This is a genomic window from Pseudomonas sp. GW822-FHT03F08 (genome assembly GCF_058801265.1).
This window is the reverse complement of sequence record NZ_JBXANC010000004.1, coordinates 220,157-243,548: the sequence shown is the minus strand read 5'-3', so window position 1 is coordinate 243,548 and position 23,392 is coordinate 220,157. Positions and strand designations below refer to the sequence as shown.

Below are 23,392 nucleotides of genomic sequence, written 5' to 3'. Positions count from 1 at the left end.
GCCATGGGCTGGCTTCAGCGCTGGCGTGAGCAGCGCGCCAAACGGGCGATTCGCAAGCTGCCGAAGATCGAACGCGGCGCGGCGCGGTTCGCCCGGGCTTACCCTGACTACAGCTTTGGCCGGGGCAGTTATGGTCTGCCGATCGTTCATGACTGGAAGGAAGGCTCGACGCTGAAGATCGGTGCCTACTGTTCGATTGCCGTAGGTGTGCAGATCTTTCTTGGCGGGCATCACCGGGCGGACTGGGTGACCACGTTTCCCTTTCCGGCGATGCTGCCGGAGGCCGCTGGCATCTGCGATTACAGCGGTACTCACGGGGACGTGATAATCGGCAACGATGTCTGGCTGTGCTCCAACTGCACAATCCTGTCGGGTGTCACCATCGGCAGTGGCGCGATCATCGCTGCCGGTGCACTGGTCACGCGGGATGTTGAACCCTATGCGGTCATGGGCGGCAATCCGGCGAAGTTCCTGCGCTGGCGGTTTCCCGAGGAGCAGCGTCAGCAGTTGTTGCAGAGTGCCTGGTGGGATTGGCCGGAAGCCGAGCTGCGCGGGCTGGTCGACAAGCTCTGCAGCGATGACATCGAGGCTTTCCTGAGTTATGCCCGTCAACGTCAGCCGGTGTAGCCGCTCAGTGGTCCTGAACGGCTTTGTCGGCCAGTTTTTTCGGCGCCTGCTTCTGACGTAACCATTGCAGAAACTTCCTGCCTGCTTCGATGCCCGGTTTTTCGACGTACAGAAATGTCAGGCTGGCGATCACGATCAGCAGACAACTGCACACGGCCATCAACAGCAGATAGAGGCTCGGGTTCTGTGGATTGAAGGGAACCAGGTGTGGCAGTTGCTGCACCATCATCCAGAGCACATAGCCGTGCAGCAGATAGGTGCTGTAGCTGATCTCTCCCAGCCAGCGGACGCTACGCAGGCGCAAGGCGCCAAATAGCGCGTTGCCCGATGCCACGATGACGAAAAACACGCCCAGCAACAGCAGCGGCATCAGGCTGAAGGCGCGTTTGTATTGCGTCATCACGAGAACAAGGGCCAGCAGGGCAATGAAGGTGGCGAACCGTGTCTGGCTCCATGCCACCAGATGGGGACGTCTCACCCAGTAAGCCGCGGCGATCCCCCCCAGGAAACTCGCCAGAAAGTGCTTTTTCAGCGAATGCTCCCAGCCGACCACCTGATAAAGGGCATAGATCCCGATCAGGCACAGGACCACCTGCAGCCAGTGCTTGCGGTAGATGAATATCAGCCCCAGAAGTGGTAGCGCCAGGTAGAAAAACACCTCATAGGCCAGCGTCCAGGTCACGTTGGAAATCAACATGCCGCTATGGGGGTACTGATTGATGTCGGGTCGGTCGAACGTCAGCCAGGCCAGTATTTGCCCGGCCAGCTGCGTGCCGGAGTCTTTCAGCTCCCAGCCTTGCAGGTGGAAGACGGTGACAAACACGATCAGCATCAGCGGCAGGTAAAGCGGATAAAGCCGAAACACGCGTGAAACCGCAAATGCCTGCCAGTCATGGTCGCGACCCTGTTTGAGCAGGCGGCTCCAGAACAGGAAACCGGTGATCATGAAAAACAGCGCGACACTGGCCTGGCCCAATTGGGAGTAGAGATTGCTGGGCGGAAAGTCGATGACGCCAGTGCGCAGGTAGAACCAGGTAATGATTGCGTGATGAATGAACACGCCAAAAGCCAGATAGCCGCGCAAGCCGTCAATGCTGTTATAGCGGCTTTCGCCGCTATGACGCAGGTGCTGGGCGGCTTTGGGTATCAGACGCAGGAACATTACCGACGTCGCGATAGCGAGCAGATACGCTATCGCGGCAAAGACTGGGTTTGTATCCGTCATGATCAGTGGGCCCGAGCCGGGCGACCTCCCTGTTGCACTTGCCGGTGCAGATTGTCGACGGCAGCCTTGGAGGCCGTCACCGAATACCCCTGGAGCAGGGCATCGAAGTGATCCTCGAACAGCCAGCGCTTGTCTTCCGTGTAGCGTTGCATGTGGCGCAAATTGCGCTGGCGCAATGAAAGGCTCAAGGGTGATGGATAGATGCGCAGGTCGGCCAGATCGATCAGCCCGAACTCACCGTCCTCCAGCACCAGCACGTTACCCAGATGCAGTGAGCGGAAATAGACACCCTGCTCATGAAGCCGGGCCATGAACTTGCCGAAACGCTCGACCAGCGCCTGTCGCACCGCTGGTGCGGGGATGCCCTGCAGCACCTGACGCAAGGTGTGACCCGGCAACGGAGCGTAGTGCACCGCGCTGCTGCCATCGTCCAGGCGATACAGATTCAGCACCTGCGGGGTCGGGATGCCCATCCGGCGCAACTGTTCGCTATTGATGGCGAAGCGTTCGGAGTACGGGTTGAAGTTGCCGGAGGTGTACCAGCGGCGGCGGCGGAACAGCTTGAGGAAGCTGCCATCGGTCAGGCGCAAGACCTTTGGACCCAGGCCGTCCTCTTCGATCACCTGAGCATCGGCGCAGCGTTGTTGCAGGCCGGAGACCGACAGTTTCTGCACCGGTATTGCCAGCAGGCGTCGGGCCCGCTGATTGATGCTGATCGCAGCAATCAGCGCCAGCGGAATCCACAGCAGGAACCAATGTTCCTTGGGGCGCGAAATGATGCCGCCACCTTCTGTCAGCCCGGCGCCGATGCCGAACACCAGCCAGGTGGAAGCGATGATCAGCAAGGGTTGTACGCGTTGACGCCAACTGCTCAGCAAGCTCCAGCCCTGGAAGAACAGCCACGGCAGCAGGCCCAGGATGCCGACGTAATAAAGCACGCCGAGGACAAAGCTGTGCGGTTCCTGAAAGCTGTAGCCAACGCCCGGGTCAATCGCCAGATCGGCGTTGTAGCCATGACCGATCCAGGGGTGATCGGCAATTTTTTGCAGGGCAATCTGCCAGATTTCGAAACGGTAGGAGTCGCCGCGCTCGGTGATCATCTTCGAGAACAGGGCGACCACGGCGATGCCGACGGCCGCCAGCGACCCCAGCATCACCAGCGAACGCCGGTTCCAGCAGATGAAGGCCAGCCACAAGGCCGCCATGGTCAAGGCGACCAGCGGCGTTCTTGAACCGGTCGAGATCACCGCCGCGAACATGATCAGCATCGCCGGCAGGCTGAGCCAGAGCAGGCGGCCGTGTTTGCAGGACATGCTGACGCTGAGCCAGTAGGCGCAGAAAAAACCGAACAGATGGGAGCTGAGCAGCGGGTTGTCGAACGCCCCGCCGCCGACCAGACGCGCACCTGGCTGGTAATGATGGATAAAGGGGATCAGGAAACAGATCGTGGCGATCAAGGCAACCACGGCCGCGACGAACAGCATCGGCGAAATAATGTCACTGCGGTAGCGCACCACCAGGTAGCAACCGACGAACAGCAGCAAGGTATGCAGCGGGGGTTTGAGCATGCCGCCGAACGATTCGCCATCGGGCGGACCCCAGCACAGACTGAGCAACGCCCAGGCGATGAACGCAAGCACCGCAAGAATCACCGGTTCGCCCAGCAGCTCTTTCAACTCCCGCGGGCGCAGGCACAGGGCGATCAGTGCAGGAATGCTGAATAGACCATAAAACAGTTTGTGATGCAGGCTGCGACCCGGCAGGAAGAACAGCGCGCACAAGAGCAGGAAGTAGCCGACGGGAAGTATCCACAGGCTGATGAAATCGAAGATTCGATTGGACGTACTGCTGAAGCCGCGAAGTTGCATGCTGTGAGATTCAATCCTGAAGTTGATCGGCCATTTCATTGATGGCTATTTGATGCTGAAAAAGATGCCTAACAATAACAGCCTTTGCCCGATTGCCAGAACCCTGAAGAAGCTGTGCTAAAGTCAGCGTCCTTTTTATCGACTCTCGCGTGATATGACCGACTCCAGTCTCGCCGCAAGCCCTTCGAGCTTGAAAATCTACTTCCGCCTGCTCGGCTACGTCCGGCCGTATATCAGTCTGTTCCTGATCAGCATCGTCGGTTTTCTGATTTTCGCATCGACCCAGCCGATGCTCGGTTACATTCTCAAGTATTTCGTCGACGGTCTGTCCAATCCCGAGGCAGTGCTGTTTCCCACCGTGCCGTACCTGCGCGACCTGCAACTGTTGCAGGCCGTACCGCTGCTGATCATCCTGATCGCTGCGTGGCAGGGCCTGGGATCCTATCTGGGCAACTACTTCCTGGCCAAGGTCTCCCTGGGCCTGGTGCACGATCTGCGGGTGCAGCTGTTCAACAACCTGCTGGTGCTGCCGAACCGGTATTTCGACAAGCATAACTCCGGCCATCTGATTTCGCGTATCACCTTCAACGTGACCATGGTCACGGGGGCGGCAACAGATGCGATCAAGGTCGTAATCCGTGAAGGCATGACGGTGATCTTCCTGTTCGCCTCCCTGCTGTTCATGAACTGGAAGCTGACGCTGGTGATGGTCGCGATCCTGCCGCTGATCGCCGTGATGGTGCGTACCGCGAGCAAGAAATTCCGCAAGCAGAGCAAGAAGATCCAGGCGGCCATGGGCGACGTGACACACGTGGCCTCGGAAACCATCCAGGGTTATCGCGTGGTGCGCAGCTTCGGCGGCGAAACCTACGAAGAAAAACGCTTCCTCAACGCCAGTCAGAGCAATACCGACAAACAACTGCGCATGACCCGCACCGGCGCGATCTACACGCCGATGCTGCAGCTGGTGATTTACAGCGCCATGGCGGTGTTGATGTTCCTGGTGCTGTTCCTGCGCGGTGACGCTTCGGCGGGTGACATGGTGGCCTACATCACCCTGGCCGGCCTGCTGCCAAAGCCGATTCGCCAGTTGTCCGAAGTCAGCTCGACCATCCAGAAGGGCGTTGCCGGTGCAGAAAGCATTTTCGAGCAACTGGACGTCGAGCCGGAAGTCGATACCGGCACGATCGAGCGCGATGCGGTCAGCGGTCGTCTCGATGTGCGTAACTTGAGTTTCACCTACCCGGGGACCGAACGTCAGGTACTCGACAACATCAGCTTCTCGGTCGAGCCGGGGCAGATGGTGGCGCTGGTGGGGCGTTCCGGCAGCGGCAAGTCGACGCTGGCTAACCTGATCCCGCGCTTCTATCACCACGACAAGGGTGAAATCCTGATCGATGGCGTGGAAGTCGAGCAGTACAAGTTGCTCAACCTGCGCCGCCACATTGCCCAGGTGACCCAGCACGTCACGCTGTTCAGCGACACCGTGGCCAACAACATTGCCTACGGCGACCTGGCCGGGGCACCGCGTGAAGACATCGAGAAAGCGGCGCGTGATGCGTACGCGATGGATTTCATCGCGCAACTGCCGGAAGGCCTGGACACCCAGGTCGGCGAGAACGGCGTGCTGCTTTCCGGCGGTCAGCGCCAGCGCCTGGCGATTGCCCGTGCCTTGCTCAAGAACGCGCCGCTGCTGATCCTCGACGAGGCCACCTCGGCTCTCGACACCGAATCCGAGCGGCACATTCAGGCGGCTCTGGACCAGGTGATGAAAGGCCGCACCACGCTGGTGATCGCTCACCGTCTGTCGACTATCGAGAAGGCCGATCTGATTCTGGTCATGGATCAGGGCCGGATCGTCGAGCGCGGGACTCACGGCGACCTGCTGGCGCAGAACGGCTACTACGCGCGTCTGAACGCCATGGGCCTCGATGCGCCGGCCGAAGACATCGCCTGATCCAGCCTTGTGAAGGTCGGGCGCGCAATGCGCCCGGCCATTTGTATCCGAATCTTTACCCTTCTTGACCAAACCTGCATAAAACCCGGCATCGCGCTTGTTAAGGTTCCTGACTGAACTCTGACTTCCAACGAAGGGGCTATCCCCGTCGCGCGGGTACTCTCATGCTGCAACGCTATCTGTGGAAATTGTTGCCCAAGTCGCAGCGAACCTTCCTGCTTGGGCGCCTGTCGGTGGTCGACCGGCAAGTGGTGAACAAGTCGATGTCGGCCAACCTGCGCTTTCCCAAAGCCTTCGAGCAGCATTCCTGTCTGTTCATTCATGTGCCCAAATGCGCCGGCAGCAGCGTGTGCGCGGCGATGTTCGACGGCTGGCGGCCCGGCCATCTGCCGTTGTACTGGTATGAAGAACAGTTTCCCGCGCAGTTTGCGGCTGCATACAAGTTCGCTTTCGTGCGTGATCCGCTGGAGCGTGCCTATTCGGCCTACGCGTTCCTGCGGGGCAACGAACTGAGCGAGCGTGATCACGCAGCGCAGCAAATGGTCAGGCATTACCGCGACTTCGACGATTTTGTTGCACGCTGGCTACATGCCGACACCATTGCGCGACAATTGCACTTTGCCGCGCAAACCGACTTTCTCACCGATTCGCTGGGCCGCCTGGCGCTGGATTTCGTTGGCTATCAGGAGCATCTGGAGCGGGACTTCCGCCTGGTGTGTGAGCACCTGGGGCTGACGAGTCAATTGCAGCACGTCAACGTTTCCCGGCAGCGGCGTCCGCTGCCGGCGCGTGATTTCTGCACGCAGCGCACCCGACGCCTGGTTCGGCGGGTCTATGAACGTGACTACGAGATGCTCGGCTATGAATGAAGCACTGTCCGTTTCCCTGTTGCCACCGGCCATCCGCCCCTATGCCCTGGCACTGCCCGCCCAGGCTCGCGCCGAGCAGAAGTCGCAGCAACCGCGCTGCCTGTGGCTGACCGGGTTGTCCGGGGCCGGCAAATCGACGCTGGCCAATGCACTGGAGCTGCATCTGCATCAGTTCGGTCTGCATACGTTCCTGCTCGATGGCGACAACCTGCGCGGCGGTCTTTGTCGCGATCTGGGGATGACCGAGGCCTGTCGGCGCGAGAACATCCGGCGCACCGCCGAAGTGGCACGGTTGATGGTGGACGCCGGGTTGATCGTGATCGTGGCCGCCATTTCACCGTTTCGTGCCGAGCGGGATACGGCGCGCCGGCTGTTTGCCGAAGGCGATTTCATTGAAGTGCATGTCAGCACCTCGCTGGAGGTCTGCGCCCGACGCGACCCGAAGGGGTTGTACCGGGCGGCGCGGGAAGGGCGGATCAAGGACTTCACCGGGATCGACAGCCCGTACGAGGCGCCGCTGGCGGCCGAGTGCCGGATCGATACCGATGAGGTGGAACTGGCCGATGCCTGCCATCGACTGGCCGCGTTTCTGTGCAAAAAATGAGCAAAAAAGCCTGTCGTTTCATCCTGTTGCAGCCACCGCACAAGCCTTCGCCAACCCTGTGTTAATATCGCGCCCCTGTTCATTTTGTATGTGGGTTGCTCCATGAAGTTGTCCATGCCGCGATTCGATCAAGCCCCTGTCTTGGTGGTCGGCGATGTCATGCTCGACCGTTACTGGCATGGTGGTACCTCACGGATTTCCCCTGAGGCGCCGGTTCCGGTTGTAAAGGTCGAGCAAATCGAAGACCGCCCGGGCGGTGCCGCCAACGTTGCCTTGAACATTGCCGCGCTGGGTGCGCCGGCCTCGCTGGTCGGTGTGACCGGCGATGACGAAGCCGCCGACAGCCTGAGCAACAGCCTCAAGGGTGCGGGCGTGCGCGCCTTGTTCCAGCGCATTGCGCACCAGCCGACCATCGTCAAGCTGCGGGTCATGAGCCGGCACCAGCAACTGCTGCGTATCGACTTCGAAGAACCGTTCGCCACTGACGCCCTGGCCCTTGCTTCCCAGGTCGACGACCTGCTGGAAGGCATCAAGGTGCTGGTGTTGTCCGACTACGGCAAAGGCGCCCTGAAAAACCATCAGGCGTTGATCCAGGCCGCCCGTGCCAAAGGCATTCCGGTGCTGGCCGACCCGAAGGGCAAGGATTTCTCGATCTACCGTGGCGCGAGCCTGATCACCCCGAATCTCAGCGAGTTCGAAGCTATCGTCGGCGGTTGCGCCGATGAGCACGAACTGGTGAGCAAGGGCGCAACGCTGATGCACGACCTCGAGCTCGGCGCACTGCTGGTGACCCGCGGCGAGCACGGCATGACCCTGCTGCGTCCGGATCATCCGGCGCTGCACCTGCCGGCCCGGGCCCGTGAAGTGTTCGACGTGACCGGTGCCGGCGACACGGTGATTTCCACCCTGGCGGCCGCGATTGCCGCTGGCGAAGAACTGCCGCACGCGGTGGCGCTGGCCAACCTGGCGGCCGGCATCGTGGTCGGCAAGCTGGGTACGGCGGCGATCAGCGCTCCGGAACTGCGCCGCGCGATTCAGCGCGAGGAAGGCTCCGAGCGGGGTGTGCTGGGTCTGGAACAACTGCTGCTGGCGGTTGCCGATGCCCGGGCGCACAACGAGCGGATCGTGTTCACCAACGGCTGTTTCGACATCCTCCATGCCGGCCACGTGACCTACCTCGAGCAGGCGCGGGCCCAGGGCGATCGTCTGATCGTCGCGATCAACGATGACGCTTCGGTCAGCCGCCTGAAAGGCCCGGGCCGGCCGATCAACAGCGTCGATCGGCGCATGGCGGTTCTCGCCGGTCTCGGTGCGGTGGACTGGGTGATCAGCTTCGCCGAAGGCACCCCGGAAAACCTGCTGCGCGAGGTCAAGCCGGACGTGTTGGTGAAGGGCGGCGACTATGGCATCGACCAGGTTGTCGGCGCCGACATCGTCAAGGCCTACGGTGGCACCGTTAAAGTGCTGGGGCTGGTGGAAAACAGCTCGACCACGGCGATTGTGGAAAAAATCCGCAAGTCCGAGTGATGCAAGCATAAAGACCGCGCCTGCGACGACTCTCTGGAGTCACTCGCAGGCGCGGTCTTTTGCCGTTCAGGAGTTCACTTTCTTGCGCGGCACGATCTTCTTCAGCAGTTGTTTCGCCTTGCCGCGCAATCGCGCCAGCCCCGTGTCCTTGGGCGGCGGCGTCAAACCTTGCTGCCGCAGCCAGTCCTTCCAGCGAATCCGCTCCTCGCGCACCAGCCAGCCGTCCTGTCGGGCGAAGCTTTCCGCCAGATACAGACCGCGGGTTCCCGCCGGGTACAGCTGACCTTTCTTCAGCGTATACAACTCAGGGAGCGGTTCGCCGTCCTGCAACGGCATCAAGTACAGATCGGGGCGTTTGCGGTCGAGCCGGGCGACCAGTTGATCGCCTTCCAGCCGTTCATCGACATGGAACAGGCTCAGGCTCTTGGCTTCCTTGGGCACGTCCAGCCGCAGGTCGTAGATCAATTGCAGGGACGCGGTCGGCAAGTGCACGTAGGCCTGTGGCCGTTCGAGCAATTGCAGGTTGGCGCAGCGCACCGGTCGGGCCGAACCGGACAGCGGCGTCAGGCGAAAGGGCAGGGCCTCGCGGTAATGCAGCGCCGATGCGTACGGCGCTGGCAGCCAGGTGTCGTTGAAACGCCCGCCGAGCCAGCCTTCCGGGGTTTCCAGCAGGCATTCCTCGGCGATCTCCTGGATCGCCGTGTGCAGCGGAATGTTCAGTTCATGCGCCGGCACGTAGCCGGAAATCAGCTTGAGCACGACATCGCCGCGATCCTGCCGCCGCTGGCGCACCAGCACCCAGTAATCACGATTCTGCCAGTGCAGGGTCAGGCGCACCGAGACGCCGAGGTTGGCCAGCTCCAGCGCAAAGCGTTCGGCATCCGCCACGCTGACCGGTTTGCGTCGTTGCAGGGTCTGGGCGAAATTCAGCGGCATGCCGACGCTCTGGTAGGTCAGGCCTTCGGGCGTCGCTTCGACGAACAGCGGCAGCGTCTTGAAGTTGCTCGGGTTCTTTCTGATGAGCGTACGCGGCATGTCGGCTCCTGCTTAAGGCCGCGGGGCGGCGTCATTGACCACGAAGGACCTGAGCAACGGTCGCAACGTTATGGGCGAGGTGCAGCGGATTGATCGTCCCGACAATGGCGCTGGCCACACCGGGCTGGGCGAACAGCAACTCGAAGCTGGCGCGCACCGGGTCCACGCCGGGACTCAGGCACACGTGACCGCTGGCCAGCGCCTTCTTCACCAGAATGGCTTTGCCGTGGGCAGCAGCATAGTCAATGACTGCCTTCTCGTTTTGCTCGTTCAGATTGTAGGTGACCATCGCGCAATCGCCTTGCTCCAGTGCTTTCAGGCCGCCGTCGACGGTTTTGCCGGAAAAGCCGAAGCCGCGAATCTTGCCCTCGGCCTTCAGTGCCGCGAGGGTCGCGTAGACTTCGCTGTCATTGAGAATCGCAAGATCGTTGCCATCGGAGTGCACCAGCACCAGGTCGATAAAATCGGTTTCCAGACGTTGCAGGCTGCGCTCCACCGACATTCGCGTGTGAGCGGCGCTGAAGTCGTGGGTCGACTGGCCATCGACAAATTCTTCGCCGACCTTGCTGACGATCACCCAATCCTCGCGCTCGCCGCGCAACAGCGGGCCGAGGCGCTCTTCGCTGCGGCCATAGGCCGGTGCGGTGTCGATCAGGTTGATGCCCAGCTCCCGCGCCTGCTTGAGCAGCATCCGCGCAGCGTCGTCGTCGGGGATCTGAAAGCCGTTGGGGTATTTCACCCCTTGGTCGCGACCGAGTTTGACGGTGCCCAGGCCCAGTGGCGAAACCTTCAGGCCGGTGCTGCCCAACGGGCGGTGCAAATCGTGCAGGGTCGGCAGGCTCATGGCAGCAGTTGCTCCCAGGCCGGAACGCCCATCGGTGGTTTCGGCAGCTCGGGCAGCGGAGCAGCGTGGCTCGGCTGGATGCCGTCGCGCTCGAGGGACGCGATCACCCGGTCGGCGAAGTCCGGCGCGAGTGCGAGTTTGGTTGGCCAGCCCACCAGCAGACGACCTTCTTCCGCAAGGAAGGCGTTGTCCGGGCGGGTCAAGCCGGTTTGCAGCGGTTCGGCGCGGTCGACGCGCAGGGTCGCCCACTGCGTGGTGCTGAGATCGATCCACGGCAACAACTGTGCAATTTCCTTTTGCGCAGTGGCGATCTGCTCGGCCGGCTCGCGGGCAACGCCTTCACTTTCGGCAATGTCGCCACCCATGTACCAGACCCACTGACCATTCGCTGCCGGATGGGTCGTGACGGTGATGCGCGGCTTGGTGCCGCCTCCGAGGCAGTGAGCGTACAGCGGCTTCAGGCCGGGGCCCTTGGCGATGATCATGTGCAACGGCCGGCGTTGCATGGCCGGATGAGTCAGGCCGAGGGTTTCCAGCAGCGCTGCGGTGCCGGCACCGGCACTGATGACAATGCGCTGGGCACGAATCTCTCGGCCATCAACTTTCAAGCCAACCAACACGCCGCTTTCCAGCAACGGTTCGATGTTCTGGCCGGCGAGCAGACCGTCGCCCGCCAGGTCGGCCAGGCGCTGGATCACGCTCGGCACATCGACCACCAGCTCGGCGAGGCGGTAAACCTTGCCCTTGAAGCGCTTGTCCTGCAGGGCCGGCGGTAATTGGTCGCCCTTGACCTGATCGACCCGGCCACGCACCGCTTTACTGGCGAAGAAACTGGTGAGGTTGCCGGCCAGGGTGCCCGGCGACCACAGGTAATGGGCTTCGGACAGCAGGCGCACGCCGCTCAGGTCCAGTTCGCCGTCGCCGGCCAGGGCTTCACGCCAGCGGCGCGGCATGTCGGCGATGGCTTCCGAGGCGCCGGTCAGCGCACCGTGCAGCGCGTACTTGGCGCCGCCGTGGATGATGCCCTGGGACTTCACGCTCTGCCCGCCGCCGAGGCTGGCGCTTTCCACCAGCACGGTCGAAAAACCCTGGCGGCGCAGGCGCGCGTTCAGCCAGAGACCGGCGACACCCGCGCCGACAATCAGCACGTCGGTGGAAATTGGAGATGGCATGCAACGACCTCAGTGTTCAAGACGAGGGCGCAGTATACAGACTCGGGGAAAAGGGGATTTGTTGCTGATCAACAGAGGGAAGGCACCCGCCACTGTGGGAGCACACTGGCTCCCACAGGGATCTGGATCGGCTTATCAGTGGCCGGCGGTTTTCGAGAACAGCTGGATCACCACCACGCCGAGCACGATCAAGCCCATCCCGAGCATCGCCGGGATATCCAGCTTCTGCCCGTAGATGAACAGCGCCGCGATGCTGACCATCACGATGCCCATGCCGGCCCACACCGCGTAGGCCACGCCCACCGGCACGCTGCGCACTACCAGCGTCAGCATCCAGAACGCGATGCCGTAGCCGACGATGACCAGCACCAGTGGCAAAGGCGTGCTGAAACCTTTGACGGCTTTCATCGAAACGGTCGCGATCACTTCGGCGCAAATGGCGATGGCCAGGTAGACGTAAGCGTTCATGTTCAAATCCTCGTGTGAAGCGTTGCTTTCTGAGGCGGCATTCTAGTGACTCCCCAGATGGGGTAAAGTCATTACCTATCTGTTTACGAGATGGGTTGGCCGATGAGCATGCAGTGGAATCTGGATCAGTTACGCGTGTTCGTCGCGGTCGCCGAACAGCGTTCGTTCTCCGCCGTGGCGCGCCAGCAGCGCAAGGCGCAGTCGGCAATCAGTAGCGCGATCGCGATGCTGGAGGACGACCTCGGTGTCAGTCTGTTCGAGCGTAGCAGCGGTCGCCAGCCGAGTCTTACCGAAGCGGGTGAAGCCTTGCTCGAAGAGGCGCGGGAAGTCCTGCGTCAGTGCGAGCGCCTGAACGGCCGGGCCATGGCCATGTTGCGCGGTCAGGAGGCGCAATTGCGGGTCGCCCAGGATGAGGCGATGCCGTATCAGGCACTGGTGGAGAGCTTCGGCGCACTGGCCGAGCAGTTTCCGAGTCTGGAGGTGCAACTGACCAGCGCGGCCCAGGGCGAGGTTTCGCGCAAACTGGTGGAGCGCCGGGCCGATCTCGGGCTGTTGTTCTATCACGATGAAATTCCCGAGGCACTGGAGCGCCGGGTGCTGGGCAGCGTGGAGATGGTCACGGTGTGTGGCGTCAATCACCCGCTGGCGGCGCAATCCCGGGTTAATTGCCAGCAACTGGCGCAGCATCGGCAACTGTTGATGTCGACCCAGACCAGCGTTTACCCCGGCAGCGAACCGGCCAGCCCGCAGGTGTGGCGCGCCGACAGTTTCTACGTGATGGCCGAATGGCTGGTGCGCGACCTCGGCTGGGCCTGGCTGCCGCGCCACGTGGTGCAGTATTCGGCGTATCAAGGGCTGATGGTGGAACTCGACAGCGAATGGACGCCGCCGGCTCTGGTCGTGGAACTGGTCTGGCGTCGTGACGAACCGCTGGGGCCGGCGGCGCGCTGGCTGGCGGAGCGATTTGCCATACACCTGCGGGCGATCGGCGGCAAAAGTCGATAAACTCCGCCGCCATGAATAGAACTCTCTACACCGCGCTGTTTTACCTGGGGCTGCCATTGGTGGCGATTCGGCTATGGCTGCGTTCGCGCAAGGCGCCGGCGTATGCCAAACGGATTGGCGAACGTTTCTCCTATGGGATGCCGACGCTGCAACCTGGCGGCATCTGGGTCCACGCAGTGTCGGTGGGCGAAAGCATCGCGGCCGCGCCGATGATCCGCGCGCTGCTGCAACGTTATCCACAGCTGCCGATCACCGTGACCTGCATGACGCCGACCGGGTCGGAGCGCATCCATGCGATGTTCGCCGACGAACCGCGCATCCAGCACTGCTACCTGCCTTACGATTTGCCCTGCGCGGCGGCGCGTTTTCTCGATCGTGTGCAGCCGAAGCTGGCGGTGATCATGGAAACTGAACTCTGGCCCAACCACATTCACCAATGCGCCAAACGCGGGATCCCGGTGGCGTTGGCCAACGGACGCTTGTCCGAGCGTTCGGCCAAAGGCTATGGCCGGTTCAGCAAACTGACCGCGCCGATGCTCGCCGAAATGAGCCTGTTCGCCGTGCAGACCGAAGCGGAAGCCCAGCGTTTCCGTGATTTGGGCGCACGCCCTGAGACAGTCGAAGTCACCGGCTCGATCAAGTTCGACCTGACCATCGACCCGCAGCTGTTGCAACGCGCCGCTGAACTGCGCGGCCAATGGCAGGCGCAGGAGCGTCCGGTGTGGATCGCCGCCAGCACCCATGAAGGCGAAGACGAGGTGGTGTTGAACGCCCATCGCCGTTTACTGGCCAACCATCCCGATGCGTTGCTGATTCTGGTGCCGCGCCATCCGGAGCGTTTCAACTCGGTGTTCGAACTGTGCCAGCGCGAAGGTTTCGCCACGGTGCGTCGCTCGACCGGCGTAAACGTCGACGCCACAACGTCGGTGCTGCTCGGCGACACCATGGGCGAGTTGCTGTTTCTCTACGCCCTGGCCGACAGCGCGTTTGTCGGTGGCAGCCTGGTGCCCAACGGCGGACACAACCTGCTGGAACCGGCAGCGCTGGCGAAACCGGTGATCAGCGGCCCGCATCTCTTCAACTTCCTCGACATCGCCGCGCAACTGCGCAGCGCCGGGGCGTTGGCCGAAGTGGATGACGCCGAAGGTCTGGCGACCGAAGTGCAGCGGCTGTTCGAGTTGCCGCGCGATGCGCAGCGCATGGCCGAAGCCGGATTGAGCGTGATGCGCCGCAATCAAGGCGCGTTGCAGCGATTGCTCGATGGCCTGGGACGGTTGATCGACCGCCCATAAAAAAACGCAGCCTCAGGGCTGCGTTTTTTGTTTAAGGCCGGGCCTTGAGCTGTGCTTCCGCAGCCTTGGCCAGATCCGGCGGCAGGAAATCCTTGTCCGGGTTGTAGTCGGCCTTCAGATAACGTGTAAGGTCCTGCAAGTCGCCCGGGTTCAAGGTGCCCGCGGCCTGCTTCAGGCGCAGGTTGTCGAGGATGTAGTCGTAACGGGTGTTGTTGTAGTTGCGCACCGAGGTGTAGAGCTGGCGCTGGGCGTCGAGCACGTCGACGATGTTGCGCGTCCCCACCTGATAACCGATTTCCGTGGCTTCCACCGCGCTCTGGTTGGAGATGATCGACTGGCGGCGCGCCTGCACCTGCTCGACGTCGGTGTTCACCGCGCGATGCAGGTTGCGGGTGTTTTCCACGATCTGCCGGCGCAGGCTTTCGCGCTGCTGCTCGCTCTGATCCAGTTGCGCGTAAGACTGGCGCACCTGGGAGCTGGTCAGTCCGCCGCTGTAGATCGGGATGTTCAGTTGCAGGCCCACGGTGCTCTGCTCGACGTTGCCACTGTACGGCGTACCGAAGGCATTCGGGTTGGCGAACCCGAGGGCGTCGTTGTCGCCTTTTTCGTACTTGGCCACGGCGTCCAAGGTCGGCAGGTGGCCAGCCTTGCGCTGCTTCAGGGTCTGTTCGGCGGAGCTCACCGCATAGTTGCTGGCCAGCAGGTTGAGGTTCTGTTTCGCGGCGGTGTCGACCCAGGCCTTGGCGTCGTTCGGCGCCGGAGGCAGGATCGGCAGGGTGTGGACGATGCCCTGGATCGAGTTGTACTGGCGGTTGGTCAGGGTGATCAGCGCTTCGAATGCATCATCGACCTGACGCTGGGCGACGATCCGGTTGGCGCGGGCGGTGTCGTAACTGGCTTGCGATTGCAGCACGTCGGTCTTGTCCGACAGGCCCACGTCGAAGCGCTCGTTGGACTGGTCGAGCTGGCGCTTGAACGCGGCTTCTTCGGCTTTGGTCGAGGCCAGGTTGTCCTGGCTGCGCAGCACGTTGAAATAGCTTTCGGCCGATTGCAGGATCAGGTTCTGCTCGGTGGCCGAGAGTTGCAGCGCGGCTTGCTCGTTGACGTCCTTGGCGGCCTGGTACTGGAACCAGCGATCGGCGCGGAACAGCGGCTGTGCCAGCGTCGCCTGATAGGAATGCGCGCTGCGGTTGGCGGTGGCCGAAGGCTGGTCGATCGAGGTACGCACGTTGGCGGTTTCGGCGCCGCCGGACAGGTTCGGCAGCAAGCCCGCGCGGGCCTGAGGCACGACTTCTTTCTGGGCACCGTACTGGGCGCGGGCGGCGGCCAGATCGGCGTTGTTGTCGACCGCTTCCTGATAGACGCTGACCAGATCGGTCTTGGTCGACAAGGGCGCTTCTGCTGCCCAGACCATTGCGTTGGACGCACAAGACACGGCAACAGCCAGTGAGAGTTTGCGCAGCATGAGGCGATCCCTAGCATGAATATTATGGAAATAATCCGGGCGCCAAAGGTAGGGCGCGGGCACTGCATCGTCAAGGCCTGGCGCCAAGGCGCGGCAGGGCAAGGCGAGTGTAGTTGTGCATTGAGGCGCTCACAATCCTGTCGGCCGCCGCAATTGCGCCATTCATCATGGTGTTTGCCACGGTGTTGGCGTTCTTTGCCGGTTGTGTCTAGACTGGCCGGGTTCTTGTCGGGGTGCCTTGCTATGAGGCTGAGATCGAATAATTTCGGATCCCGTTGAACCTGATCAGGTTAGCGCCTGCGTAGGGAACAAGATTTCTCGTCACCCGGCGAGTCCTCTTGTGCTTCGTCCGGGAAATTGTTCGACAATCGAACGCTCGACGACGATGCACAGCACCAGTCCTGGTGCGTCCGTGCCTTTCAGGTTCTGCTCCGACAATCCACTGCCTGGATGCTGTCTGGAGAGCCCGTGATGACTACAAAATCTAAAAACGCGATCAACCTGAGTGACTCGGCCAAGGTCGATGAACAGTCGGTTCAACCGTTCACCCGTTCGCAAAAAGTCTACGTTCAGGGCTCCCGCCCGGACATCCGCGTGCCGATGCGCGAAATCACCCTCGATGTGACCCCGACCGACTTCGGCGGCGAAATCAACGCGCCCGTTACCGTCTACGACACCTCCGGCCCGTACACCGATCCGAACGTGGTGATCGATGTGCGCAAAGGCCTGGGCGATGTGCGTTCGGCGTGGATCGACGACCGTGGCGACACCGAACGCCTGCCGGGCCTGAGCTCGAACTTCGGCCAGCAACGCCTTGCCGACGCCGAACTGACCAAACTGCGTTTCGCCCACGTCAACAACCCGCGCCGGGCCAAGGCCGGGGCCAACGTCAGCCAGATGCACTACGCCCGCCAAGGCATCATCACCGCCGAGATGGAATACGTCGCCATCCGCGAAAACATGAAGCTGCAAGAGGCTCGCGCCGCCGGCCTGTTGAAGCAGCAGCACGCTGGCCACAGCTTCGGCGCGAGCATCCCGAAAGAAATCACCCCTGAGTTCGTGCGCGAAGAAATCGCCCGTGGCCGCGCGATCATCCCGGCCAACATCAACCACGTCGAACTGGAACCGATGATCATCGGCCGCAACTTCCTGGTGAAGATCAACGGCAATATCGGCAACAGCGCACTGGGTTCGTCCATCGAAGAAGAAGTGGCGAAACTGACCTGGGGCATTCGCTGGGGTTCGGACACCGTCATGGACTTGTCCACCGGCAAACACATTCACGAAACCCGCGAGTGGATCATCCGCAACTCGCCGGTGCCGATCGGCACCGTGCCGATTTATCAGGCGCTGGAAAAGGTTAACGGCGTCGCCGAAGACCTGACTTGGGAGCTGTTCCGCGACACGCTGATCGAGCAGGCGGAGCAGGGCGTCGACTACTTCACCATCCACGCCGGCGTACTGTTGCGCTACGTGCCGCTGACCGCCAAGCGCGTGACCGGCATCGTTTCCCGTGGCGGTTCGATCATGGCCAAGTGGTGCCTGGCGCACCACAAAGAGAACTTCCTCTACACCCACTTCGACGAAATCTGCGAAATCATGAAGGCCTACGACGTCAGCTTCTCGCTGGGCGACGGCCTGCGTCCGGGCTCGATTGCCGACGCCAACGACGAAGCGCAATTCGGCGAACTGGAGACCCTCGGCGAGCTGACCAAGATCGCCTGGAAGCACGACGTGCAATGCATGATCGAAGGCCCGGGCCACGTGCCGATGCAGCTGATCAAGGAGAACATGGACAAGCAGCTGGAGTGCTGCGACGAGGCGCCGTTCTACACCCTCGGCCCGCTGACCACCGACATTGCGCCGGGCTACGACCACATCACCTCCGGTATCGGTGCGGCGATGATCGGCTGGTTCGGTTGCGCGATGCTCTGCTACGTGACGCCGAAGGAACACCTCGGCCTGCCGAACAAGGATGACGTGAAGACCGGGATCATCACCTACAAGATCGCCGCTCACGCCGCGGACTTGGCCAAGGGGCATCCGGGCGCGCAGATCCGCGACAACGCCTTGAGCAAGGCGCGGTTCGAATTCCGTTGGGAAGACCAGTTCAACCTTGGTCTGGACCCGGACACCGCCCGTTCGTATCACGATGAAACCCTGCCGAAGGACTCGGCGAAGGTCGCGCATTTCTGTTCGATGTGCGGGCCGAAATTCTGCTCGATGAAGATCACTCAGGAAGTCCGCGAATACGCGGCCAACCAGCGGATCGACGCGGTCGACGTGGACGTCGCCCAGGGCCTGGCGGAACAGGCCGAGCGGTTCAAGAAGGAAGGCAGTCAGCTGTACAAGAAGGTTTGATCTGACCTGAGTCGGGCGGCGTTCGCGCCGCCGCGATGACGATCAAAAAAACAACAAATGTCCCTCTGAGATAACACCCTTGAGCATTCAACCCGGTACTTATTCCCCCGACCTCGCGGTGCCCGCCGACAAGCGGGTATTCGGCGGTCGCGATCTGTTTTCCCTGTGGTTTTCCCTCGGCATCGGCCTGATGGTATTGCAGACCGGTGCGCTGCTGGCGCCGGGGCTGGGACTGTCGGGATCGCTGCTGGCGATCTTCCTCGGCACGCTGGTCGGCGTCCTGTTGCTGGCCGCCGTTGGCGTGATCGGCAGCGACACCGGCCTGTCGTCGATGGCCGCGCTGAAACTCAGCCTCGGCCGCCAGGGCGCGAGCCTGCCGGCGCTGCTCAATCTGCTGCAACTGATCGGTTGGGGCTCGTTCGAAATCATCGTCATGCGCGACGCCGCCAGCCTGCTCGGCACCCGTGCATTCAGCGAAGGTTCGCTGTGGGCCAGCCCGATGTTGTGGACCTTGTGCTTCGGTGCACTGGCGACGCTGCTCGCCGTCAGCGGTCCGCTGACATTCGTGCGCAAGATCCTGCGCAAATGGGGTATCTGGCTGATTCTGGCCGCGTGCATCTGGCTGACCTGGAACCTGTTCGCCAAGGCCGATCTGGGCGCCTTGTGGGCACAGGCCGGGGATGGTTCGATGCCGTTCGCCGTGGGCTTCGACATTGCCATCGCGATGCCGCTGTCATGGCTGCCGCTGATTGCCGACTACTCGCGTTTCGGCAAGAAGGCGAAAAACGTGTTCGGTGGTACGGCGATCGGTTTCTTCATCGGCAACTTCTGGCTGATGAGCCTGGGCGTCGCCTACACCCTGGCCTTTGCGCCAAGCGGTGAAGTCAACGCGTTGCTGCTGGCGCTGGCCGGTGCCGGTCTGGGGATTCCGTTGCTGCTGATCCTGTTGGACGAGTCGGAAAACGCCTTTGCCGACATTCACTCGGCAGCGGTTTCCAGCGGGATTCTGTTGCGTCTGAAAGTCGAGCATCTGGCGCTGGCCATCGGCGTGATCTGCACCCTGATCGCCTTGCTCGCGCCACTGGCGCAATACCAGAACTTCCTGCTGTTGATCGGCTCGGTGTTCGCGCCGCTGTTCGGCGTGGTGCTGGTGGATCACTTCATCCTGCGCAAACGCAGTGGCCAGGTGGCTTCGGCCGCATTGCGCTGGCCGGCGTTGTTGGCCTGGCTGGGTGGCATCAGCACCTATCACCTGCTGGCCAATCTGTATCCGGATGTCGGCGCAACCCTGCCGGCGCTGGTCCTGGCAGGGCTGCTGCAGCTCGTGCTCGGTCGGGCTTTCAGTTACGGCCGGGAAACAGCTCGGGCTTGATGATGCCGTTCAGGCGCGGGTAAGGGATCTTCAGTTCGACGTGGCCCAGCGCATAAGGCGCGATGGTGGTCACGTCGTACTTGAGGATCACGCCGCCGTAAGTCAGCGCCACGTGCGGGGTTTTGACGAACGGCCAGTTCTTCACATATTCCGGTTCCTGATCGAGCTTGGTGCTGATCAGCCAGCTGTTATGCGCGACTTGCGCAGCCTTCCAGAAGGCCTCTTCCTGACCCGGCACCAACATGTCCGACAGGCTCAGCACCTTGTGCTGCTGGCGCGAATAGTTGATGAAGCCGCGACCCGGTGTGCCATGGGCGCCGCCGGTATCCAGGTAGCTCGACACTTCGACAATCACCAGACCGTCATGCTGCTCGCGTACTTTCGCCTGCAAATAGCTGCTGTTGCGCGGGCCGGCAGTGCGCAGGAACTGCTCGCGATAGGCGGCCAGGGTTGGCGCCACCGGTGCATCCGGCGCTGTGCGGGTGAATTGCAGCAGGCGTTTTTCGATGATGCCATCCAGTGCAGGCTCTGCCGGGAAGTGCAGAGTGTCGATGTTCACCAGTGGGCAGTCAGGGTTGGAGCAACCGGGTTTCAGCGTTTCCGAGGCGTCGCGGGTGGTTTCCAGCGGCGTCCGGTAGTTGGGCTGGAACAGGCTGGCGCAAGCGCCCAGGGTCAGGGCGATGGCGGCCACGGAGGCAATTTTGAAAAGCGACATGGGCGTCCTTTCTGAAACAGGGGAAGGCAAAAAGTTACCGCTTCGACTCTCTACGAAGCAGTCAGTTCGCCACTAAGCTAATTAGAGTGGGTTTCACCTCCACCGTCCATCCCGCTGACGGTAAAGGGGCTGCATCAAACGTCACGGGCGCGTTAGGATGGCGCGAAGTCGAGGTTGCAGGTAGCAAAAATGAACCTCGTATAGGATTTGCAGTAAACGAGGATGCTCATGACCGATTTTGCCAAAGCCATTCCGTCCGCCATCGACATCGTGCGACGCGAGCAATGCTACAAGGGCTTCTACAAGCTCGATCGCGTGCATTTGCGCCATGAATTGTTCGCCGGTGGCATGAGCCGCGAGATCAATCGTGAAGTGTTCGTGCGACACGACGCGGTGTGCCTGCTGCCCTACGATCCGCAGCGCGATGAAGTGGTGCTGATCGAGCAGTTTCGCGTCGGCGCCATGGGCAAGACCACCAATCCCTGGCTGGTGGAGCTGGTCGCCGGTCTGATCGACAAGGAAGAAGTGCCGGAAGAAGTTGCTCGCCGCGAAGCGCAGGAGGAAGCTGGACTGGACATCAAGGCCCTGTGGCCGATGATGCAATATTTCCCGTCGCCGGGGGGCAGCAACGAGTTCGTGCATTTGTACTTGGGGCGTTGCAGCACCGAAGGCGTTGGCGGCCTGCACGGGCTGGAGGAAGAGGCAGAAGATATCCGCGTCACGGTCTGGGCCTTCGAAGATGCCCTGCAGGCTGTACGCGACGGACGGATTGCCAATGCGGCGAGCATCATCGCCTTGCAGTGGCTGGCGCTCAATCGCGCCGAAGTGAGGGGGCTATGGTCGTAAACAAACTGCGCGATCGCTATCGTGTCGACCTCGTGGGCCTGCAAGCCGCCTGCGAGGCCAACTACGCGCGCCTGATGCGACTGTTGCCGGACATGCGCCGCGAACCTGAAGCGCGGCGCATCGCCGTGACCCAGGGTGACCAGATGCTCGGCGTGCTGGCCATCGAAGTGTTGCAGGCCTGTCCGTACACCACGACCCTGCAAGTGCGTCAGGAACACAGCCTGCCCTGGCTGCCGGTGCCGCAACTGGAAGTGCAGGTCTATCACGACGCGCGCATGGCCGAAGTGATCAGCGCCGAACATGCACGACGCTTTCGCGGCATCTATCCTTACCCCAACGCGGCCATGCATCAGCCGGACGAAAAGGCCCAGCTCAATCTCTTTCTCGGAGAATGGCTGAGTCATTGTCTGGCCTGCGGTCACGAGTACGCTGCCGTTCGATAGCTTCGATAGCTGTGATAACAGCGGCAAGTTGTGAACTGCGTCCGGTTCGGCGGTTTCTTCCCGGGGGCTTCCCCCAGCATAATTGCGAACCTTTCCGACCCGGCGATCCAGCCTTGGGAGAACGCCTTGCCGAGCGTATCGACTCTGACCACCGCCGATACGGCGTTGCTGGTGCAACTGTCCGACAGTCATTTGTTCGCCGAGGCGGACGGTGCGCTGCTGGGCATGAAGACTCGCGAGAGCCTGCAAAAAGTCATCGAACTGGTGCTCGAGCAGCAGCCGCAGATCGACTTGATCGTTGCCAGCGGTGATCTGTCCCAGGACGGCACGCTGGAGTCCTACCAGCAATTTCGTCAGATGACGGCGCAGATCGACGCGCCGGCCCGCTGGATCCCCGGCAACCACGACGAACCGCAGATCATGCAGATGGCCGCGGTACAAAGTGCATTGCTGGAGCCGGTGGTGGATGTCGGTAACTGGCGCGTGACCCTGCTCGACTCGGCGGTGCCGGGCTCGGTGCCAGGGTATTTGCAGGATGACCAACTGCAATTGCTGGCGCGTTCGCTGAGCGAAGCGCCGGATCGGCATCATCTGGTGTGTTTCCACCATCACCCGGTGTCGATCGGTTGCGCCTGGATGGAGCCGATCGGCTTGCGCAATCCCGAAGCGTTTTTCGACGTGCTTGACCGTTTCCCGCAGGCCCGTGCCGTGTTGTGGGGGCATGTGCATCAAGAGATCGATCGTGAGCGCAATGGCGTGCGACTGATCGCCTCGCCGTCGACCTGCATTCAGTTCGAGCCGGGCAGTGTCGACTTCAAGGTCGGCGAGCAGTCACCGGGCTATCGCTGGTTGCGGCTGTTGCCGGACGGGCGGATCGAGACGGGCGTGGAGCGTGTCACCGATTTCCGGTTCACCGTCGATTATGGCTCCAACGGCTACTGATTCAGGGGCGCGGCGCTGATTTCCTCGGGTGCTGGCCCAACACCCCCTGACTCCCTGTAAACTCCGCTTTCTTTAGCCGACACCCAGGGAGCTCAAATGTCCGGTTCGATCCTCTATATCCACGGTTTCAACAGCGCACCGGCCTCGAAGAAGGCCTGTCAGTTGGTCGAGGTGATGGAGCGGTTGGGTTTGAGCGATCAATTGCGTGTCCCGGCGCTGCATCACCACCCGCGTGAAGCCATCGGTCAGCTGGAGCAGGCAATCGCCGAACTCGGCCGGCCGTTGCTGGTGGGAAGCTCGCTCGGCGGCTACTATGCGACTCACCTGGCCGAGCGCCATGGCCTGAAAGCCCTGCTGGTCAACCCGGCCGTTAGTCCGCACCGGATGTTCGACGGATACCTGGGGACGCAGAAAAACCTGTACACCGACGAAACCTGGGAATTGACCCACGACCACGTGACGGCCCTGGCCGAACTGGAAGTGCCGGCACCGCAGGATTCGCAGCGGTATCAGGTGTGGTTGCAGACCGGGGACGAAACGCTGGACTATCGCCATGCCCAGCAGTATTACCGGGCCTGTGCCTTGCGCATCCAGGCCGGCGGCGACCATAGTTTCCAGGGGTTTGCCGGGCAATTGCCGGCGTTGCTGAGTTTTGCCGGCATTGGCGCCGATTTGTTTCAGGCAATCGATTTCACCGCGCTGTGAGCGGTTGCCCCATTAATTCCTTATTCACCGAACACTGACGACGAGACCTT

General features: G+C 61.9%; 21 protein-coding genes and 1 riboswitch. Of the genes, 13 read left to right on the top strand and 8 right to left on the bottom strand.

Going from position 1 to position 23,392, the window contains the following annotated elements; all coding sequences use genetic code 11:
- The first annotated feature begins 3 nt into the window (after positions 1-3).
- Positions 4-627 (top strand): CatB-related O-acetyltransferase, encoded by a 624-nt coding sequence (locus AC1RME_RS11600; RefSeq protein ID WP_096819859.1) that lies wholly within the window; start codon positions 4-6, stop codon positions 625-627.
- Between the two features lie 4 nt (positions 628-631).
- Here AC1RME_RS11600 and AC1RME_RS11595 read toward each other — a convergent pair whose 3' ends face one another.
- The gene (locus tag AC1RME_RS11595) at positions 632-1,852 is read right to left on the bottom strand and encodes an acyltransferase family protein (protein WP_096819858.1); all 1,221 of its coding nucleotides are present in this window, start codon (positions 1,850-1,852) and stop codon (positions 632-634) included.
- Positions 1,853-1,854: 2 nt separating this feature from the next.
- Positions 1,855-3,720, bottom strand: coding sequence for a bifunctional O-antigen ligase/aminoglycoside phosphotransferase family protein (locus tag AC1RME_RS11590; RefSeq protein WP_096819857.1), 1,866 nt, complete (start codon positions 3,718-3,720; stop codon positions 1,855-1,857).
- Positions 3,721-3,874: 154 nt separating this feature from the next.
- Here AC1RME_RS11590 and msbA point away from each other — a divergent pair, with 154 nt between their 5' ends.
- The 4 genes from msbA (at position 3,875) to hldE (ending at position 8,677) form a co-directional block, all read left to right on the top strand.
- Positions 3,875-5,677: a lipid A export permease/ATP-binding protein MsbA gene (msbA, locus tag AC1RME_RS11585; RefSeq protein WP_096819856.1), complete on the top strand. Its 1,803-nt coding sequence runs from the start codon at positions 3,875-3,877 to the stop codon at positions 5,675-5,677.
- 164 nt (positions 5,678-5,841) lie between these two features.
- On the top strand, positions 5,842-6,546 hold the full coding sequence (locus AC1RME_RS11580) for a sulfotransferase family 2 domain-containing protein (protein ID WP_096819855.1): 705 nt from the start codon (positions 5,842-5,844) through the stop codon (positions 6,544-6,546).
- Positions 6,539-7,150 (top strand): adenylyl-sulfate kinase, encoded by a 612-nt coding sequence (cysC, locus tag AC1RME_RS11575; RefSeq protein ID WP_096819854.1) that lies wholly within the window; start codon positions 6,539-6,541, stop codon positions 7,148-7,150. The genes AC1RME_RS11580 and cysC overlap by 8 nt, the downstream gene beginning before the upstream one ends.
- A gap of 102 nt (positions 7,151-7,252) precedes the next feature.
- Positions 7,253-8,677 carry a bifunctional D-glycero-beta-D-manno-heptose-7-phosphate kinase/D-glycero-beta-D-manno-heptose 1-phosphate adenylyltransferase HldE gene (gene hldE, locus AC1RME_RS11570; RefSeq protein ID WP_096819853.1) on the top strand — a complete coding sequence of 475 codons (1,425 nt, stop codon included), beginning with the start codon at positions 7,253-7,255 and terminating at the stop codon, positions 8,675-8,677.
- A gap of 66 nt (positions 8,678-8,743) precedes the next feature.
- On the opposite strand, the gene AC1RME_RS11565 is transcribed toward hldE, so the two are convergent.
- The 4 genes from AC1RME_RS11565 to AC1RME_RS11550 form a co-directional block, all read right to left on the bottom strand.
- On the bottom strand, positions 8,744-9,712 hold the full coding sequence (locus AC1RME_RS11565) for a metal ABC transporter ATPase (protein ID WP_096819852.1): 969 nt from the start codon (positions 9,710-9,712) through the stop codon (positions 8,744-8,746).
- 31 nt (positions 9,713-9,743) lie between these two features.
- Positions 9,744-10,556 carry an aldo/keto reductase gene (locus AC1RME_RS11560; RefSeq protein WP_096819851.1) on the bottom strand — a complete coding sequence of 271 codons (813 nt, stop codon included), beginning with the start codon at positions 10,554-10,556 and terminating at the stop codon, positions 9,744-9,746.
- On the bottom strand, positions 10,553-11,728 hold the full coding sequence (locus AC1RME_RS11555; protein ID WP_096819850.1) for an NAD(P)/FAD-dependent oxidoreductase: 1,176 nt from the start codon (positions 11,726-11,728) through the stop codon (positions 10,553-10,555). The genes AC1RME_RS11560 and AC1RME_RS11555 overlap by 4 nt, the downstream gene beginning before the upstream one ends.
- Positions 11,729-11,863: 135 nt before the next feature.
- Positions 11,864-12,196, bottom strand: coding sequence for a DMT family transporter (locus AC1RME_RS11550; RefSeq protein ID WP_096819849.1), 333 nt, complete (start codon positions 12,194-12,196; stop codon positions 11,864-11,866).
- A gap of 102 nt (positions 12,197-12,298) precedes the next feature.
- Here AC1RME_RS11550 and AC1RME_RS11545 point away from each other — a divergent pair, with 102 nt between their 5' ends.
- Both AC1RME_RS11545 and waaA read left to right on the top strand, forming a co-directional pair.
- The gene (locus tag AC1RME_RS11545; RefSeq protein WP_096819848.1) at positions 12,299-13,201 is read left to right on the top strand and encodes a LysR family transcriptional regulator; all 903 of its coding nucleotides are present in this window, start codon (positions 12,299-12,301) and stop codon (positions 13,199-13,201) included.
- Positions 13,202-13,212: 11 nt separating this feature from the next.
- Positions 13,213-14,493 carry a lipid IV(A) 3-deoxy-D-manno-octulosonic acid transferase gene (gene waaA / locus AC1RME_RS11540; protein WP_096819847.1) on the top strand — a complete coding sequence of 427 codons (1,281 nt, stop codon included), beginning with the start codon at positions 13,213-13,215 and terminating at the stop codon, positions 14,491-14,493.
- 31 nt (positions 14,494-14,524) lie between these two features.
- Here the strand turns inward: waaA and AC1RME_RS11535 are convergent, their stop codons facing one another.
- The gene (locus tag AC1RME_RS11535) at positions 14,525-15,958 is read right to left on the bottom strand and encodes a TolC family outer membrane protein (protein WP_096819846.1); all 1,434 of its coding nucleotides are present in this window, start codon (positions 15,956-15,958) and stop codon (positions 14,525-14,527) included.
- 219 nt (positions 15,959-16,177) lie between these two features.
- Positions 16,178-16,283: riboswitch (TPP riboswitch) on the top strand.
- Between the two features lie 146 nt (positions 16,284-16,429).
- Between AC1RME_RS11535 and thiC the strand changes: the two genes are divergently transcribed.
- Entirely contained in the window at positions 16,430-18,319 is a 1,890-nt protein-coding gene (thiC, locus tag AC1RME_RS11530; RefSeq protein WP_096819845.1) for a phosphomethylpyrimidine synthase ThiC, read from the top strand.
- Positions 18,320-18,398: 79 nt separating this feature from the next.
- Positions 18,399-19,691 (top strand): putative hydroxymethylpyrimidine transporter CytX, encoded by a 1,293-nt coding sequence (cytX, locus tag AC1RME_RS11525; protein ID WP_096819844.1) that lies wholly within the window; start codon positions 18,399-18,401, stop codon positions 19,689-19,691.
- Here the strand turns inward: cytX and AC1RME_RS11520 are convergent.
- Positions 19,660-20,406 (bottom strand): RsiV family protein, encoded by a 747-nt coding sequence (locus tag AC1RME_RS11520; RefSeq protein ID WP_096819843.1) that lies wholly within the window; start codon positions 20,404-20,406, stop codon positions 19,660-19,662. The genes cytX and AC1RME_RS11520 overlap by 32 nt on opposite strands.
- Before the next feature lie 228 nt (positions 20,407-20,634).
- Between AC1RME_RS11520 and AC1RME_RS11515 the strand changes: the two genes are divergently transcribed.
- The 4 genes from AC1RME_RS11515 to AC1RME_RS11500 all read left to right on the top strand — a co-directional run bounded on the left by AC1RME_RS11515 (position 20,635) and on the right by AC1RME_RS11500 (position 23,342).
- The gene (locus AC1RME_RS11515) at positions 20,635-21,252 is read left to right on the top strand and encodes an NUDIX domain-containing protein (protein ID WP_096819842.1); all 618 of its coding nucleotides are present in this window, start codon (positions 20,635-20,637) and stop codon (positions 21,250-21,252) included.
- Positions 21,243-21,695: a DUF1249 domain-containing protein gene (locus AC1RME_RS11510; RefSeq protein WP_096819841.1), complete on the top strand. Its 453-nt coding sequence runs from the start codon at positions 21,243-21,245 to the stop codon at positions 21,693-21,695. The genes AC1RME_RS11515 and AC1RME_RS11510 overlap by 10 nt, the downstream gene beginning before the upstream one ends.
- A 126-nt stretch (positions 21,696-21,821) precedes the next feature.
- On the top strand, positions 21,822-22,637 hold the full coding sequence (cpdA, locus tag AC1RME_RS11505; RefSeq protein ID WP_096819840.1) for a 3',5'-cyclic-AMP phosphodiesterase: 816 nt from the start codon (positions 21,822-21,824) through the stop codon (positions 22,635-22,637).
- A 96-nt stretch (positions 22,638-22,733) separates the two neighbouring features.
- The gene (locus AC1RME_RS11500; RefSeq protein WP_085711138.1) at positions 22,734-23,342 is read left to right on the top strand and encodes a YqiA/YcfP family alpha/beta fold hydrolase; all 609 of its coding nucleotides are present in this window, start codon (positions 22,734-22,736) and stop codon (positions 23,340-23,342) included.
- Positions 23,343-23,392: the final 50 nt, after the last annotated feature.

Coding starts and splice junctions, on each gene's coding strand:
- AC1RME_RS11510 (WP_096819841.1), top strand. CDS start 21,243: ATGGTCGTAAACAAACTGCGCGATCGCTATCGTGTCGACCTCGTGGGC.
- AC1RME_RS11535 (WP_096819846.1), bottom strand. CDS start 15,958: ATGCTGCGCAAACTCTCACTGGCTGTTGCCGTGTCTTGTGCGTCCAAC.
- hldE (WP_096819853.1), top strand. CDS start 7,253: ATGAAGTTGTCCATGCCGCGATTCGATCAAGCCCCTGTCTTGGTGGTC.
- AC1RME_RS11500 (WP_085711138.1), top strand. CDS start 22,734: ATGTCCGGTTCGATCCTCTATATCCACGGTTTCAACAGCGCACCGGCC.
- cysC (WP_096819854.1), top strand. CDS start 6,539: ATGAATGAAGCACTGTCCGTTTCCCTGTTGCCACCGGCCATCCGCCCC.
- AC1RME_RS11580 (WP_096819855.1), top strand. CDS start 5,842: ATGCTGCAACGCTATCTGTGGAAATTGTTGCCCAAGTCGCAGCGAACC.
- thiC (WP_096819845.1), top strand. CDS start 16,430: ATGACTACAAAATCTAAAAACGCGATCAACCTGAGTGACTCGGCCAAG.
- AC1RME_RS11520 (WP_096819843.1), bottom strand. CDS start 20,406: ATGTCGCTTTTCAAAATTGCCTCCGTGGCCGCCATCGCCCTGACCCTG.
- AC1RME_RS11600 (WP_096819859.1), top strand. CDS start 4: ATGGGCTGGCTTCAGCGCTGGCGTGAGCAGCGCGCCAAACGGGCGATT.
- AC1RME_RS11590 (WP_096819857.1), bottom strand. CDS start 3,720: ATGCAACTTCGCGGCTTCAGCAGTACGTCCAATCGAATCTTCGATTTC.
- AC1RME_RS11515 (WP_096819842.1), top strand. CDS start 20,635: ATGACCGATTTTGCCAAAGCCATTCCGTCCGCCATCGACATCGTGCGA.
- msbA (WP_096819856.1), top strand. CDS start 3,875: ATGACCGACTCCAGTCTCGCCGCAAGCCCTTCGAGCTTGAAAATCTAC.
- AC1RME_RS11595 (WP_096819858.1), bottom strand. CDS start 1,852: ATGACGGATACAAACCCAGTCTTTGCCGCGATAGCGTATCTGCTCGCT.
- waaA (WP_096819847.1), top strand. CDS start 13,213: ATGAATAGAACTCTCTACACCGCGCTGTTTTACCTGGGGCTGCCATTG.
- AC1RME_RS11560 (WP_096819851.1), bottom strand. CDS start 10,556: ATGAGCCTGCCGACCCTGCACGATTTGCACCGCCCGTTGGGCAGCACC.
- AC1RME_RS11550 (WP_096819849.1), bottom strand. CDS start 12,196: ATGAACGCTTACGTCTACCTGGCCATCGCCATTTGCGCCGAAGTGATC.
- AC1RME_RS11565 (WP_096819852.1), bottom strand. CDS start 9,712: ATGCCGCGTACGCTCATCAGAAAGAACCCGAGCAACTTCAAGACGCTG.
- AC1RME_RS11555 (WP_096819850.1), bottom strand. CDS start 11,728: ATGCCATCTCCAATTTCCACCGACGTGCTGATTGTCGGCGCGGGTGTC.
- AC1RME_RS11545 (WP_096819848.1), top strand. CDS start 12,299: ATGAGCATGCAGTGGAATCTGGATCAGTTACGCGTGTTCGTCGCGGTC.